This window comes from candidate division WOR-3 bacterium, from assembly GCA_039804025.1.
Taxonomy (GTDB): Bacteria; Hydrothermota; Hydrothermia; order Hydrothermales; family JAJRUZ01; genus JBCNVI01.
The window spans coordinates 54,985-69,104 of record JBDRZP010000012.1; the positions used below are offsets into that span (position 1 = coordinate 54,985).

Sequence of the window (14,120 nt, forward strand, 5' to 3'; positions counted from 1 at the left end):
TTTGAAATTTAAATATTTTTATTATATAATATTTTATAAATTTTGTCAAGTTTTTTGTTTTTTCCTGTGAGAGAGTAAAATAGGGTTCCACTCCCTTTAAAATTTTTAAATAAAAAGTGAAAAAAAGAGGAATATGTATCTGGTTAACAGGTTTACCCTGTTCTGGTAAAAGTACAATAGCAAAAGGTTTATCAGAAAAACTTATTGAAAGAGGAAGGGATGTTGAAATTCTTGATGGTGATATTGTCAGAAATTTTTTGAATAAAGACCTTGGATTTACGAAGGAAGATAGGCTCGAAAATATGAGAAGAGTTTCAGTTCTGGCTGATTTACTCACAAAACATGGTGTGGATGTCATAGTTGCTCTTGTTTCACCTTATAGAGAAGGAAGGGATAAAGCAAGAAAGCTTTTGCCTTTATTTGTAGAGGTTTATGTTAAGGCAAGTCTTGAAACATGTGAAAAAAGAGATGTAAAGGGGATGTATAAATTGGCAAGGGAAGGGAAAATTAAGAATTTTACTGGTGTGGATGACCCATATGAAGAGCCTTTAAATCCTGAAATTATATGTGATACAGAGAGAGAAAAAATAGAAGAAAGTGTGAACAAAATTATTAAATTTCTTGAAGAAAGAAACTTCATAGAGGTAAAGGAATCAGAGGAAAGTGGATACACAGAGGAAGAGGAAGAAGAAATTAAAAAGAGGCTTGAGGAATTAGGTTACATTTGATAGGAGAATTTATTTTAATTTCTTTTTTAAAGTTAAAAATTTTAAAAAATATATTAAAATCATTTTCTTTCTGGAAAAGGATTTCAATACCCTTTGTGCTCGGCACTATTCTTTTTGTTTTAATATATTACATTTTGTTCAGATTTTTTAATTTTATGTCTAAGATTCCTGTTCTTGGGACAATTGTTTCACAAAAATTTCTTGACTTTACACTTATGGGCACCTTTTTTTTCCTTACTCTTTCTAACACAGTTGGAAGCTTTTCTTTATTTTTTGAAGATGATGAACTCCCCTTTTTATACAAGTTTCCTTTAAAAAGAGAAAGTATATTTTCTTTTAAATTTTTAGAAATAATTATTTACTCTTCCTGGGTTCCTTTAATATTCCTTATTCCTTTAATACTTTCTTATTTGAATGTTTTTAAACTAAAAGGTATTAACTTGTTTTTTTTATATTTGAATTTTTTACTTTATATTCTATCATCAGGTTTACTTGGTATTTTTCTTTTTTATTTATTTGTAAAATTTTCACCTTTTTTAAAAAGAGAACTATTGCCCCTTTTTTATGGAGCATTATTTTCCATTTTCATATTCCTTTATTTTAAATTTTTAAAACCAGAGAGTTTCAAAATTTTTGATGCTAAAAGTATAGATGAGGCAATTCAGATTTTGAAAAAAGCTGGAACAATGTCTCCATATTTTTTGCCTTCTAACTGGTTTTTTTCAAGCTTTATTCTTATTAAAAATAACCTTTTAATTCTTTTACTTTTTTTAATTTTTAACTTCCTTCTATTCATTCTCCTTATTTCTTTGCCATTTGATGAGATATATCATAGAAAACTAACCCTAAAAGGGGGGAAAGGTGGAAGAAAATCTAAATTAATTTTCCTTCAGAAGGAATTAAAAAGTTTTTACAGAAATTACACCCAATTATCACAATTTCTTTTTCTAATTTTGCTATTTGTTTTATATGTTATCTCTGTTAGAGGTAAGGGAATAGGAATTGATTATCCTACTTTTCATATTTTAATAATTTACGCCAACTTTACTTTTGTTATATACCTTCTAATTACAATAGCAATTAGATTTATATACCCTGCGCCTTCTCTTGAAGAAAAAGGAATAACTATTTTTTATTATTCAGGACAGAATCTTTTTAAATTTTTTTACCTCCAACTTCTTTTATACTTCTTTTTATTGATTATTTTAGGTTATACTATATTTTTCTTAACGCATTTTTCCTTAAAAGTTAAATTTTTCAAGGATTTAACTTTACTTTTTATTATTATTTTGCCTTTGTTTGTTTTTATTTTAACCTTCATTTCACTATCAACCGGTTATATTTTACCCCAGTTTACTGAAAAAAATCCTACAAAAATTGCTTCAGGACCTGGTGCTTTTTTAACAGCGATAAGTTTAATCCTTTATCTTTTAGTTTCCATTTACATTCTCATACAAAAACCCCTTCATGGTTTCTATTATGTTTTAAAAAGTAATTTCTTTTTTGAAATTTTGCTCTTTTTAATTTTATCTTTTTTCCTGTTTATGATTTTTAAAATTATTTTAGAAGTAAAAATTAAAAAAATGGAGTTTTAAATTTTGGGAAGAATATTAGGAATTGATTATGGTGAAAGATTTGTTGGTTTTGCAATTTCAGATGAGAAAGAATGCATATCTTCTCCACTTTTTGAAATTGATAAAAGAAAAAAAAGTTTTAAAAAAACTATTAAAGAATTAATAGAGAAATATAAACCTTACTTAATTGTTTTTGGGGAACCTCGTTCTATTAAAGGAGAAGGTTTGAAACTTTCTGAAGAAATAAAAAAGGAAGGTGAAAAAATTGAAAAAGAATATCATATAAAGGTAGTTTACTGGGATGAATGGGAATCCTCTAAGCTTGCAAGGAAGCATAAAAAAAAGGAAATTCACTCAATATCAGCAGCCTATATATTGCAGGATTACCTAAATTTTAAGTATAATAAAAAAGACACAAAGAAGGAGGGTTAAATTCCCTATTAATTTTTTAGAGGAAACAAAAATGAAAATAACAAAACAGGAAGCCCTTGAGTATCATTCAAAAGGAAAAAAGGGAAAATTAGAAATAAAACTTACAAAACCCTGCGAAACTCAGAGGGATCTTTCTCTTGCTTATACTCCCGGTGTTGCAGAACCGTGTCTTGAAATAGAAAAAGATCCTTTACTTGCCTACGAATATACGGCAAAAGGTAATCTCGTTGCGGTTATTTCTAACGGAACTGCTGTATTAGGACTCGGGAATATTGGTGCACTTGCTGGAAAACCCGTTATGGAGGGAAAATGTGTTCTCTTTAAAAGATTTGCTGATGTTGATGCAATTGATATTGAAATTGATACTGAAGATGTGGAAGAATTTATAAGAACAGTTAAACTTATTTCCCCAACTTTTGGAGGAATAAATCTTGAAGATGTAAAGGCTCCCGAATGTTTTGAAATTGAGGAAAGATTAAAAGAAGAACTTGACATTCCTGTTTTTCATGATGATCAACACGGGACTGCTATAATTTCTGGGGCTGGTTTATTAAATGCACTTGAACTTACAGGTAAAAAAATTGACCAAATAAAGGTTGTGTTTAATGGAGCAGGAGCATCAGCTATTGCAACTGCAAAATTTTATTTACTTCTCGGCGTTAAGAAGGAAAACCTTATTATATGTGATACAAAGGGTGTTATTTATAAGGGAAGAAAAGAAGGAATGAATAAGTATAAAGAAGAGTTTGCTCAGGATACAGACAAAAGAACCCTTGCAGAAGCCCTTGAAGGAGCTGATGTTTTTGTTGGACTTTCAATCGGGAATGTTGTTACAAAAGAAATGGTTAAAAAAATGGCAGATAAACCAATAATTTTTGCAATGGCAAATCCTATACCAGAAATAAGTTATGAAGATGCAAAAGAGGCAAGACCAGATGCAATTGTTGCCACTGGAAGAAGTGATTATCCAAATCAAGTTAACAATGTTCTTGGTTTTCCTTTTATTTTTAGAGGAGCACTTGATGTGAGAGCAAGAAAAATCAATGATGAGATGAAACTTGCTGCTGCAAAAGCTCTTGCTGAACTTGCTAAAGAAGATGTACCTGATTCAGTTGCAAAAGCGTATGGAGTAAAAAGGATTGAGTTTGGGAAAGATTATATAATTCCAAAACCACTTGATCCACGGGTTTTATTCTGGGAAGCACCAGCTGTTGCAAAGGCTGCAATGGAAACTGGTGTTGCAAGATTAAAAATTGATATTGAAGAATACAGGGAAAAATTAAAGGAAAAAGTAATGAAAGGTGGAAGAGTAATGCACATTATTATTCAGGAAGCAAAAAGGAAATTAACAAAAATTGCTTATGCTGAAGGGGAACATGAAAAAATAATAAGAGCATGCAGCATTGTATCAAATGATGGAATTGCTTTTCCAGTTTTACTTGGTAGAAAAGAAATAATTGAAGAGAAAATAAAAAACTTAAAATTAAACTTCGAATACGAAATAATTGATCCCGTCTTATCTCCAAAAAGGGAAATTTATGCTGAAAAACTTTTTAAAATAAGGGAAAGAAAAGGAGTTACAAAACAGTGGGCATACTTTTCTCTTTCCAATCCTATTGTTTTCGGTTCTATGATGGTTCATGAAGGTGATGCACACGGTCTTATAGCAGGACTTACAATGGATTATGCAAATGCCTTAAAACCAATACTTCAGATTATAAAAACTGAGGAAAACACAAAAACTGTAGCTGGATTATATATTGTTTTGATTGAAAACGAAGTATTTTTATTTGCCGATGCAACAATAAACATAAATCCTGATCCTGAGACTCTTGCAGAGATAGCTTCTCTTACAGCTAATTTTGCAAAAGATCTGGGAATAGAACCCAAGATAGCATTTCTATCTTTCTCAAACTTTGGTAGTGTTAGGGTAAAGGAAGCAGAAAAGGTAAGTGAAGCAGTTAAAATTTTCAAGAGAAAATATCCTAATATCATTGCAGAAGGTGAAATGCAAGCTGATACTGCTCTTGTGCCTGAAATTATTGAAGAATTCTATCCCTTTTCAGAGTTAAAGGAAAGGGCAAATATTTTAATTTTCCCAAATCTTGATGCTGCTAATATTTCATATAAAATACTTCAGAGACTTGGAAATGCCCAAGTTATAGGTCCAATTCTTCTTGGAACAAAAATGGCTACCTGTGTATTGCAGAAAGGTGATGATGTTCAAGATATCGTGAATATGACAGCTGTTGTTGCAAGAGATGCCCAGAAGAAGCTCAAACTTTAAATGAAACCAATTAAATTAAGTGTTAATGTTGATCACATTGCTACTTTAAGAGAAGCAAGAAAAGAAAAATTTCCTGATCCTCTTTTAGCAGCTATTATTGCAGAACAAGCAGGTGCAAGTGGGATAACCTGTCATATAAGATTAGATAGAAGACATATAAAGGAGGAAGATGTTGAAAGATTAAAAAAACATATTTCAGGGGAACTGAATTTAGAAATGTGTGTGGATTTTGTTAATTTTGCTTTAAAAGTGAAACCTCACTGGGTAACAATTGTTCCGGAAAGGGAGGGTGAAATAACTACAGAAGGTGGTCTTGATCTCAAAAAAATGAAGGATGAATTAAAAGAACCAATCAAAAAACTAAAAGAAAATGGTATAAATGTTAGTCTTTTTATAGAACCGGATGAGGAAATGATAAAAATTGCAAAAGAACTGGGTGCTGATGCTGTTGAACTTAATACAAATTCCTATGTAAAATCTCATGGAGAAAATAGAGAAAGAGAAATAGAGAGGCTTAAAACCAATGCTAAATTTGCCCATTCTTTAGGTCTTAAAGTTCGAGCAGGACATGGACTTACTCGTCAGAATTTAATTCCACTTCTTGAAATTGAGGAAATTGAAGAAGTCTCCATTGGTTTTGCAATTATTGCAGATAGTGTTCTATCAGGTTTATACAATGTTGTAAAAGAATACAGGGAAATTCTTATGCGGAAAGGTATTTAATTTGAGAATTTTTTATTGTTATGTAACTTTTTTATTTTTTTTATTATTTAGTTGCATTAAATTTGTAAAAATAGAAAATCCTGAAGAAAAATTTTTTTATCTTTTAAAAAAGAATCATAAAGGTAAAATTAAATTTATAAAATCAAAAGGGGATTTAATTTTAGAAAATGATTTTTACTACAAAGGGAAATTTAAATTTGAATCCGATTCTTTAAACTCTTCTCTTATCCTTTACTCACCTTTTGGTTCAGACAAAATTGAAGGAGAACTTAAAGATAATATCTTGTTATTTATAAAAATTTTTTTCTCTCCCCTTGACTATATTTCTAACATAAAAATAATCAAGGCTTTCCAAAAAGAAAAAAAAGAGATTTTTAAACTTGAAGGCGGTATAGAAATAGTTTTCGACGAAAATGAAAAAATAAAGGAAATTAAATTACCTGAATTAAAAATAATGATTGTATGGGAAAAGGATTTACCTTATAATATAAAGATGGTAACACAGAATGCTAAAATTATTATAAAAATTGACAAAATGGATATAGGTTTTAAAAATGGAAAAAATTCAGATTTTTAAAATTTTTGAAGAAAAAGAAGAATACTGGAATCCAATTGAAATTGCCAAAATAGAGGATGTTGCTGTTAGGGTAGCAAAAATCCAGGGTGAATTTCCCTTTCATACACATACAGAAGGAGATGAGTTATTTATTGTATTAAAGGGTGAAATTTTTATTGATACAGAAGAAAGAACATATAATTTAAAAGAAGGAGAAGGAATTTTGGTAAAAAAAGGAATAAGACACAGATCAAGAGCAAACATTCCTTCTATAATTATGCTTGTAGAACCTAAAAGACTTGTAACTAAACCTAAAATTGATTAAGTATTTGCACTTTTTTTTAGATTTTTTAAAGTATCAAAAAAATTATTCTGAGCACACATTAAAATCCTATGAGAAGGATATAACTTTATTTTTTGATTATGCAAAGGAAAAATATAACATTTTTGAACCAGAAAAAATTGAAACCTTTCATTTAAGAGAATATTTTGCAGATCTTTTAAAATACGGGTATAGAAAAAAATCAATAGCAAGAAAAATATCTTCTTTAAAAGTTTTTTACAGGTTCTTATTAAAAGAAAAAATAATAAAAGAAAATCCTTTAAAGGGTATTCATATTCCGAAACTGGAAAAAGAATTACCACAAACTATTCCTGAGGAAATTATAAAAAATGTTCTTGAAAAATGGGAACCTGAAGATTTTATTGATTTCAGAAATAAATTAATTATTGAATTTTTATATGGTTTGGGGATAAGAGCAAGTGAACTGATTGATATTAAAATTTCTGATATTTCCATAGGACTTAAAGAAATAAGAATAAAAGGTAAGGGAAATAAAACAAGAATAATACCTGTTCCAGAATTACCTTTTAAGTTTCTTTTAAATTTTTTGGAAATTAGAAAAAAATATGGAATAGAAAGTATATTTTTATTCACTACAAAGAAAGGGAGGAAATTGTCATATCCAGCTTTAAGAAAAATTGTAAATGAGATTTTTATAAAAAGAGCAAATATTTCTGGAATTCATCCCCATCTTCTGAGACATGCTTTTGCAACACATCTTCTTGACCATGGTGCTGACTTAAAGAGCATCCAGGAGCTTTTAGGTCACTCCTCTCTTTCAACAACAGAAATTTACACAAACCTTTCCTTAAGGGAAATAAAAAGAATTTATAAAAAAACTCATCCAAGAGAAAAATTAAATGAAAATTATAGAACTTAAAGAAGTTTTTTCAACACAGGATTATATAAAAAAATACATTTCAGAAAAAAAGGAAAAAATTTTTGTCTTTGCAGAGAAACAAATAAAAGGAAAAGGAAGAGGAAATAGATTATTTTATTCACCTGTGGGGGGTCTATATTTTTCTTTTTATTTACCAGATATTGAAGATGAAAAGCATATTTTTTTAATAACATCTGTTTCAGCATTTACTTTTATAGAAGAAAAAGTTAAAGAGTTTAATTTAAAACCTTATATAAGAATTCCTAATGATATTATGATAAATAAGAAAAAGGTTTGTGGTATTTTAATTGAAAAATCAGAAAATAAATTTATATGTGGAATTGGTATAAATGTTAATACAACTTTTTTTCCTTCAGATTTAAAGGAGGCAAGTTCCCTTTATCTTTTAACAGGAAAAAAATTTAATTTAAAAAAATTTAAAAAAGATATAATTGAAAAAATTGAAGAAATATCCTCTCTTACCTATGAAGCTCTTTATAAAAGATATTCAGAAAATATCACAATTAGTAAAAAAATTGAATTTCTATATGACAACCAAATTTTTAGAGGTGTATTGAATGAAATAAAAAATGATTTTGTGATAAGTGTTTCAATAAATGATAAAGTTTTAGATTTTCCTCTTTTTGAAATTTTCAATTTCAGAGAAATTGATGAATAAGGTGATATGTATTGATATAGGTAATAAGAATATTAAGATAGGAACATTCAAAAATTTAAAGGAAAAGCCAGAAGTTTTTATAGATAAAAAAGAAAATTCTTCAAAAATAATTGAAAAATTAATAAACAAATATGGGAATTTAAAAATTTATGGAATATCAGTTGTCCCTTTTATTAAAGAAAAGCTAATGGAAAAATTCAAAATTAAATTTTTTGAAAATAATGATTTTAAAGAAATTAAAAATCCTTACATAGATAAAGAGAAACTGGGAATTGATAGAATAGTTAATGTTTATGCTGCTATAAATTTATTTAAAAAAGATGTCATTGTTATTGATTTTGGAACTGCTATAACAATAGATGTAGCATTCAAAAATGGTGACTTTAAGGGAGGATTAATAATACCATCACCAAAAACTCAGTTGGAAGTATTAAGTAAAAAAACGGCTCTTATTAAAATGGATGAAATTTATAAAGGTCTTAAAATTATAGGAAAAAGCACAGAAGAATGTGTGAGTTTTGGTATAAAAAATGTCACAATATTTGGAATTAAAGGAATTTTAGATATGATAAAAAGAAAATATAGGAAAAATTTTAAAATTATAATAACAGGTGGAGATGCTTTTATTTTCAAAAAATACTTAAAAAATACTTTACTCTTTCCCTATTTAACTCTTTATGGAGTATATATAAAATTATTGAGATATGAAAATAATCACAAACTCTCCTCTTGAAACCTTTGAACTTGGTAAAAAAGTTGGAGAAAATATAAAAGCACCTATATCTCTTTTAATTGAGGGTTCTCTTGGGTCCGGTAAAACAACTTTTATAAGGGGTGTATTATCTTATTTTGGTTATGATATAGTAAGGAGTCCTTCTTTTCTTTATGTTTATGAATATAAAATTCCGGAGGGAAAAATTTATCACCTTGATTTATATAGAATTGAGATTGAGGATATTGATAAAAAATTAAATTTATCAGAGATTATGGATGAAAAATCTATTTTTCTTGTTGAATGGCCTTTTAAAGTTAGGAATTTAAATTTTCCAAATTCTTATGAAGTAAGGATAAATGTTATTAGTGATACCAAAAGAGAGTTTATAAGTGATTTTTTTAAATTTATAAAAATATGATTTATATAATTCCTTTGAATTCAATTGATATTGATTTTCTGGAAAGGGTTAAAATTTTTGTTGAAGAAGTTTATAAAGAAAAAATATTAATAGAAAAGGAAATAAAATTCCCTGATAGCTGTTTTAATTCATTAAGAAATCAGTATGATGCTGAATGTGTTTTAGGTAAACTAAAGTCTTATGAGAATTCTTATACTTTATATATAACTGATAATGATCTTTATGTAAAGGGTTTAAATTTTATTTTTGGGTTAGCTTTACCCTGGGAAAAAAAATCAATTGTTTCAATAAAAAGATTAAAGGAAAGTTTTTATGGTAAAAAGGAAGATTTAAATATTTTAATTTTGCGGACAGCTAAGGAAATTATACATGAAATTGGACACCTAAAAGGTTTATCCCATTGTTCTGATGAAAATTGTGTTATGTATTTTTCAAATTCAATTTATGACACAGATTATAAGGATTATAAGTTATGTGAAAATTGTTTAAAAAAAATTAAATAAATTTCTATTCCTCAGCGTACCAAGGATTATACCATATGTAAACAGGATATTTGTGCTCCTCTGCTCCAAATTTTTCTTTAAAGAAAATAAGTGATTCTTTTTTTTCAGGAACTGCTCCAAAAGAAAAAATTTCTCTTCCCCTTTTAAACTCATATAAAATTGCATTATGAAAAAGAAAAGGAGAAGCATTTAAAGAATAACCTTCCTCTGATGTTCCCTGAATAAAAGCAAGAACAGTCTTTTCATCAGGATAAAGAACAATAAGAGCAGAAAAAAGTTTTTCATCCTTAAAAACACCATAAAAATTTAATAAATTTGAATTCTTTAATTTTTTATATAAATTTTCTATAAAAGAAAATGGTAAAGGTTTTGTTTTCAATCTTTTGATAGTAAATAAATAAATATTATAGAAATTTCTAAGTTCTCTTTCCTCAAGTTCTTTGAAAATTAAATTATTTTTCTTAGCCCTTGCGATATCTTCTCTTAAAGTCTTTTTATATCCCTTAAAAAGCTCATCTTCTTCCTTTTTTGGCAGAATATACGCTTTTTCAAATTTAATTTTAAAAACATTACTTCCCTTAAATAATCTGTAGTAATCTGTTATAACAATTTTTAAGGTAAATCTATTAAAATATTCTAAAAAGTTTTCAGGTCTTTCATCTTTTAAATTTTTTCCCGTAAGATATGTTCCCTTCCATCCTGATTCGTAAATTCTGAATAAAAATTTTTTTGTTTCAAGTGCCCAGAATCCTTTATCTTCATCTCCAATCCATTCCCATTTTTTGTTTTTAAAAATTTCAAAACAATCTCTCCACTCTTTGGAATCAAAAACTCCTGAAATTATGTTTTTAATTTCTGAGGTTGGGCAGCAGGGAATAATATGTTATTTAAAATAAGTCTATAACCAGGGGAATTTTTATGCTTGGATAAATCTGTGGGCGGATCACCAACAAAATGCTTAAAATCTTCGGGATCATGTCCTCCGTAATAGGTAAAAAAACCCTTTCCAAAATTTGAATAAATATATTTTGCCTCATCAGTTCCCTCCACCTCAGCAAGAACAACTACATTTGATTTTAATTTATTCTTTCTGAAACCAGTATCCCTTCCAAGAAATTCTTTTATACAATTAACATGATTCTGTGTCAAAAGTGACGGAACAGGATCATATTTTGCCGAAAACTCAAAAAGTTTAAAACATACATCAGGCCCTCTTCTATCTGCTTCCTGTGTTACATCTATATCAGAAACTTCTTCATTTAAATAACTCATATAAATTTTAAAATCTTTAAAAGCAAGTGTATTATTAAAATCCAATTTCTCATTGGCTAAAGGGTCATAACCATCACCATCATAGGGAACATCCCATATATCAAGACCAATTGAAGCAAGAGCAACATCAAGAGTAATTGGACCTGAACACATGGAAAATAGAAAACCTCCATTTTCAACATACTCCTTTATTTTTATCGCTACTTTCTGTTTCATAAGAGGTCCATTTTTAAATCCATACTTTTTAGCAACTTCATTATCCTTTTCTTTCATAGTTTTATACCAAGGTGTATTACCATAAGGAACCTCAAATTTTCCATACATTCCTGCAAAATCTTCGTGATGTAAATGGAGCCAATCATATTTATCAAGTTTACCTTCAAGTATATCATTATCCCAGATTCTCTCATAGGGTACATTTGCATATTTTAAAACAAGTTCAACGGCATCGTCCCAGGGTTCTGTGTAAGGTGGTGCATAAACTGCAAGCTTAGGTGCCACTTCAAGTCTTAAAGCATTCATGTTATTTTCCTCAATAAAGGAATAAATATTTGAAGCTCTTGTGCTTGAAATTATCTCATAATAAACAGAATTCTGTAAACACTCATCCTCAACCTCTTTTGAATATTCAGCCAAAAAGGACCCACCCCTATAATTTAGAAGCCAGTCAAAATTAATTCCCTTCTGTAAACTTCTGTAAACTACCCCATAGGCTTTTAAATGATCTGTCTGAGTTTCATCCATCGGGATAAGTAAATACTGAGAGATTAATAATAATTTAATTATCATTCTAAAATCCTGACATTCCTCCATCTATTACGATACAAGTTCCAGTTATATAACTTGCTTTATCTGATGCAAGAAATGAAACAAGTTCTGCAACTTCTTCAGGTTTTCCTGCTCTTTTTAAAGGTATACTTTCAAGATATTTTTTCTTTATCTCTTCAGGTATATTTTCAGTCATTTTAGTTTCAATGTATCCAGGAGCAACTGCTATAACTCTTATGTTTCTTCCCCCAAGTTCTTTTGCAAGAGATTTTGTAAAACCAATAATTCCTGATTTTGTCATAGAATAAATACTCTGTCCAGCATTACCTGTTAAACCAACAACAGAAGAGATATTTATTATCACCCCTTTTTTTTCCTTTATCATTAATTTTGAAATCTCTCTTGAAAGAATAAAAATTGACTTTAAATTTACATTAACAATTTCATTAAAATCTTCATCCTTTAATCTTAATAATAAACTATCCTTTGTTATTCCTGCATTATTAACAAGAATATCAATTCTTTCTTCTTTGCTTTTTATTTCATTTATGAATTTATCAATTTCCTCTCTTTTTGAAAGATCACATTTAATATAGTAACCTTCTTTAATATTTTCAAAAACTTCTTTTAATTTATCTTCATTTCTACCTGTTCCTATAACTTTTGCACCATATTTTGAAAAAGAAATTGCTACACTTTTTCCTATTCCATCACTTGCACCTGTAACAATTGCAATTTTATTTTCAAGCATTTTTTAACCTCCCTTTAATGTTTCCCACAAAAGGGTTATTAAAAAATTCAAAAATGAAAGGGGTAACAAAATTTTCCACCCAATTTCAAGAGCATCAGTAAATCTAAATCTTGGAAGGGAAGCTCTTACCCATATAAAGAAGAAAACAAAGGGAATTACTTTTAAAATAAATCCAATAAAAGGAGGTAAAAAGAAAAATTTCCATCCCGCAAGATAAAAAGTAACTATAAGAGATGAAACAAGAAGTATGTGAAGATACTCACCGAGAAAGAAAAAGGCAAATTTAAGCGAACTATATTCTGTATGAAATCCTCCTGTTAATTCTGATTCTGCCTCTGGAATATCAAAGGGAAGTCTCTTTGTTTCCATAAAACCAGTAATTACAAAAATCAAAAAACCTATAAACTGGGGAAAAATAAAGGGAATTTTTTGAGCCTCAACAATTTCTTTTAAGGATAAACTTCCAGCCTGATAAGCAACACTCAAAATGGTAATTAAAAGAGATGTTTCAAAGGAAAGGAGCATTAGTGCGCCTCTAATTCCTCCAATAACTGAATATTTACTGGCTGAAGAATAACCACCAAATACAACACCATAAAGTCCCATTGATGATAAAATTACTATAAGTAAAAGGGAAAGATTTATATCAGGAAAAGGACCAGAAGGATAAAGGGGAATTAGAAAAAAGGGAACAATGGCAAAGGTGGCTGTTAAAATTGGTGCTAAAAAATAAAGGAACTTGGAAGTGACTTTTAAAGGTGTTATATCCTCTTTAAAAAATAATTTTATCGCATCTGCAAGGGGTTGCAATATTCCTCTCGGTCCTGCTCTATTGGGACCTATTCTATCCTGAAAATAAGCAAGGAGTTTTCTTTCAAAATATGTAAGATATGCAGCAATCCCTGTTAAAACAATAAGATATAGAGTTCCTTTTAAAATAACATCCATCATTTTGTTCTTAAAGCCTTTTTCTCAACCCATGCTCCACCAATTAAAACTATTAAAACCAGAAAAGTCGTAATAAGAGCCATAAGAAAATAACCAAGACCTACAGAAAGCCCAATAGCACCCATCACCCATATATCTGAAGCTGTTGTTAAACCTCTTATTTTATCTTCATCCCTGAAAATTGCTCCTGCACCTATAAAACCTATACCTGAAACAACCTGAGCAGCAACTCTTGAAGGATCAACAGTTCCGTTTTGTGAATTTACAAGGATTGAAACAAGAGCATAAACGGTTGAGCCAAGTCCAACTAAAATATGAGTTCTTAAACCTGCAAGTTTACCTGATAATTCTCGTTCAAGACCTATAATACCCGAAAGAATAAAAGACAAAAAAAGCCTCATCAAAATCTCATTTTCTTTCATCTAAAAATTATAATTTTCAAAGGCTTAAATATTCAAGACAATTTATTCCTTCACAAGCTTTTTTAATTTTTCCCAGTAAAGTGGTAATTCATATAGTATATTCATAGCTTTCAAAACAAGC

17 protein-coding genes are annotated in these 14,120 nt (G+C 28.8%); 12 read left to right on the forward strand and 5 right to left on the reverse strand.

Features of this window, described 5'->3' with window-relative positions; translation table 11 throughout:
- Positions 1 to 116: 116 nt before the first annotated feature.
- The 12 genes from cysC to ABIN73_05765 are packed head-to-tail and all read left to right on the forward strand — an operon-like array spanning position 117 to position 9,838.
- Positions 117 to 728 carry an adenylyl-sulfate kinase gene (gene cysC / locus ABIN73_05710; GenBank protein ID MEO0269218.1) on the forward strand — a complete coding sequence of 204 codons (612 nt, stop codon included), beginning with the start codon at positions 117 to 119 and terminating at the stop codon, positions 726 to 728.
- Positions 725 to 2,323, forward strand: a complete 1,599-nt coding sequence (locus ABIN73_05715) for a hypothetical protein (protein MEO0269219.1) — start codon at positions 725 to 727, stop codon at positions 2,321 to 2,323. Before cysC ends, ABIN73_05715 begins: the two co-directional genes overlap by 4 nt.
- Before the next feature lie 3 nt (positions 2,324 to 2,326).
- Positions 2,327 to 2,734, forward strand: a complete 408-nt coding sequence (gene ruvX, locus ABIN73_05720; protein MEO0269220.1) for a Holliday junction resolvase RuvX — start codon at positions 2,327 to 2,329, stop codon at positions 2,732 to 2,734.
- A 31-nt stretch (positions 2,735 to 2,765) separates the two neighbouring features.
- Positions 2,766 to 5,021, forward strand: a complete 2,256-nt coding sequence (locus ABIN73_05725; protein MEO0269221.1) for an NADP-dependent malic enzyme — start codon at positions 2,766 to 2,768, stop codon at positions 5,019 to 5,021.
- On the forward strand, positions 5,022 to 5,744 hold the full coding sequence (locus tag ABIN73_05730; GenBank protein MEO0269222.1) for a pyridoxine 5'-phosphate synthase: 723 nt from the start codon (positions 5,022 to 5,024) through the stop codon (positions 5,742 to 5,744).
- 1 nt (position 5,745) lies between these two features.
- On the forward strand, positions 5,746 to 6,321 hold the full coding sequence (locus tag ABIN73_05735) for a hypothetical protein (protein MEO0269223.1): 576 nt from the start codon (positions 5,746 to 5,748) through the stop codon (positions 6,319 to 6,321).
- Complete coding sequence (locus tag ABIN73_05740) at positions 6,299 to 6,625, forward strand: cupin domain-containing protein (GenBank protein ID MEO0269224.1); 327 nt, start codon at positions 6,299 to 6,301, stop codon at positions 6,623 to 6,625. Before ABIN73_05735 ends, ABIN73_05740 begins: the two co-directional genes overlap by 23 nt.
- Positions 6,626 to 6,629: 4 nt before the next feature.
- On the forward strand, positions 6,630 to 7,523 hold the full coding sequence (locus ABIN73_05745; GenBank protein ID MEO0269225.1) for a tyrosine-type recombinase/integrase: 894 nt from the start codon (positions 6,630 to 6,632) through the stop codon (positions 7,521 to 7,523).
- A complete protein-coding gene (locus tag ABIN73_05750) occupies positions 7,504 to 8,202 on the forward strand; it encodes a biotin--[acetyl-CoA-carboxylase] ligase (protein ID MEO0269226.1) in 699 nt (232 codons plus the stop codon). Before ABIN73_05745 ends, ABIN73_05750 begins: the two co-directional genes overlap by 20 nt.
- A complete protein-coding gene (locus ABIN73_05755; GenBank protein MEO0269227.1) occupies positions 8,195 to 8,935 on the forward strand; it encodes a type III pantothenate kinase in 741 nt (246 codons plus the stop codon). The genes ABIN73_05750 and ABIN73_05755 overlap by 8 nt, the downstream gene beginning before the upstream one ends.
- Positions 8,907 to 9,335 carry a tRNA (adenosine(37)-N6)-threonylcarbamoyltransferase complex ATPase subunit type 1 TsaE gene (tsaE, locus tag ABIN73_05760; GenBank protein ID MEO0269228.1) on the forward strand — a complete coding sequence of 143 codons (429 nt, stop codon included), beginning with the start codon at positions 8,907 to 8,909 and terminating at the stop codon, positions 9,333 to 9,335. The genes ABIN73_05755 and tsaE overlap by 29 nt, the downstream gene beginning before the upstream one ends.
- Positions 9,332 to 9,838, forward strand: a complete 507-nt coding sequence (locus ABIN73_05765) for an archaemetzincin family Zn-dependent metalloprotease (protein MEO0269229.1) — start codon at positions 9,332 to 9,334, stop codon at positions 9,836 to 9,838. Before tsaE ends, ABIN73_05765 begins: the two co-directional genes overlap by 4 nt.
- 4 nt (positions 9,839 to 9,842) lie before the next feature.
- Here ABIN73_05765 and ABIN73_05770 read toward each other — a convergent pair whose 3' ends face one another.
- From ABIN73_05770 to ABIN73_05790, 5 genes are all read right to left on the reverse strand, one after another.
- Complete coding sequence (locus tag ABIN73_05770; GenBank protein ID MEO0269230.1) at positions 9,843 to 10,217, reverse strand: hypothetical protein; 375 nt, start codon at positions 10,215 to 10,217, stop codon at positions 9,843 to 9,845.
- 461 nt (positions 10,218 to 10,678) lie between these two features.
- The gene (locus tag ABIN73_05775; GenBank protein MEO0269231.1) at positions 10,679 to 11,899 is read right to left on the reverse strand and encodes an asparagine synthetase B; all 1,221 of its coding nucleotides are present in this window, start codon (positions 11,897 to 11,899) and stop codon (positions 10,679 to 10,681) included.
- Position 11,900: 1 nt separating this feature from the next.
- Positions 11,901 to 12,629, reverse strand: coding sequence for a 3-oxoacyl-[acyl-carrier-protein] reductase (fabG, locus tag ABIN73_05780; GenBank protein ID MEO0269232.1), 729 nt, complete (start codon positions 12,627 to 12,629; stop codon positions 11,901 to 11,903).
- A 3-nt stretch (positions 12,630 to 12,632) separates the two neighbouring features.
- Positions 12,633 to 13,580: an NADH-quinone oxidoreductase subunit NuoH gene (gene nuoH, locus ABIN73_05785; protein MEO0269233.1), complete on the reverse strand. Its 948-nt coding sequence runs from the start codon at positions 13,578 to 13,580 to the stop codon at positions 12,633 to 12,635.
- The gene (locus tag ABIN73_05790) at positions 13,577 to 13,999 is read right to left on the reverse strand and encodes an MgtC/SapB family protein (protein ID MEO0269234.1); all 423 of its coding nucleotides are present in this window, start codon (positions 13,997 to 13,999) and stop codon (positions 13,577 to 13,579) included. Before ABIN73_05790 ends, nuoH begins: the two co-directional genes overlap by 4 nt.
- Between the last annotated feature and the right edge of the window lie 121 nt (positions 14,000 to 14,120).

Excerpts from the sequence above, each read along its gene's own strand:
- ABIN73_05765 (MEO0269229.1), top strand. The coding sequence starts at position 9,332 with ATGATTTATATAATTCCTTTGAATTCAATTGATATTGATTTTCTGGAA.
- ABIN73_05790 (MEO0269234.1), bottom strand. The coding sequence starts at position 13,999 with ATGAAAGAAAATGAGATTTTGATGAGGCTTTTTTTGTCTTTTATTCTT.
- ABIN73_05730 (MEO0269222.1), top strand. The coding sequence starts at position 5,022 with ATGAAACCAATTAAATTAAGTGTTAATGTTGATCACATTGCTACTTTA.
- ABIN73_05755 (MEO0269227.1), top strand. The coding sequence starts at position 8,195 with ATGAATAAGGTGATATGTATTGATATAGGTAATAAGAATATTAAGATA.
- nuoH (MEO0269233.1), bottom strand. The coding sequence starts at position 13,580 with ATGATGGATGTTATTTTAAAAGGAACTCTATATCTTATTGTTTTAACA.
- ABIN73_05750 (MEO0269226.1), top strand. The coding sequence starts at position 7,504 with ATGAAAATTATAGAACTTAAAGAAGTTTTTTCAACACAGGATTATATA.
- fabG (MEO0269232.1), bottom strand. The coding sequence starts at position 12,629 with ATGCTTGAAAATAAAATTGCAATTGTTACAGGTGCAAGTGATGGAATA.
- ABIN73_05740 (MEO0269224.1), top strand. The coding sequence starts at position 6,299 with ATGGAAAAAATTCAGATTTTTAAAATTTTTGAAGAAAAAGAAGAATAC.
- tsaE (MEO0269228.1), top strand. The coding sequence starts at position 8,907 with ATGAAAATAATCACAAACTCTCCTCTTGAAACCTTTGAACTTGGTAAA.
- ABIN73_05775 (MEO0269231.1), bottom strand. The coding sequence starts at position 11,899 with ATGATAATTAAATTATTATTAATCTCTCAGTATTTACTTATCCCGATG.
- ABIN73_05725 (MEO0269221.1), top strand. The coding sequence starts at position 2,766 with ATGAAAATAACAAAACAGGAAGCCCTTGAGTATCATTCAAAAGGAAAA.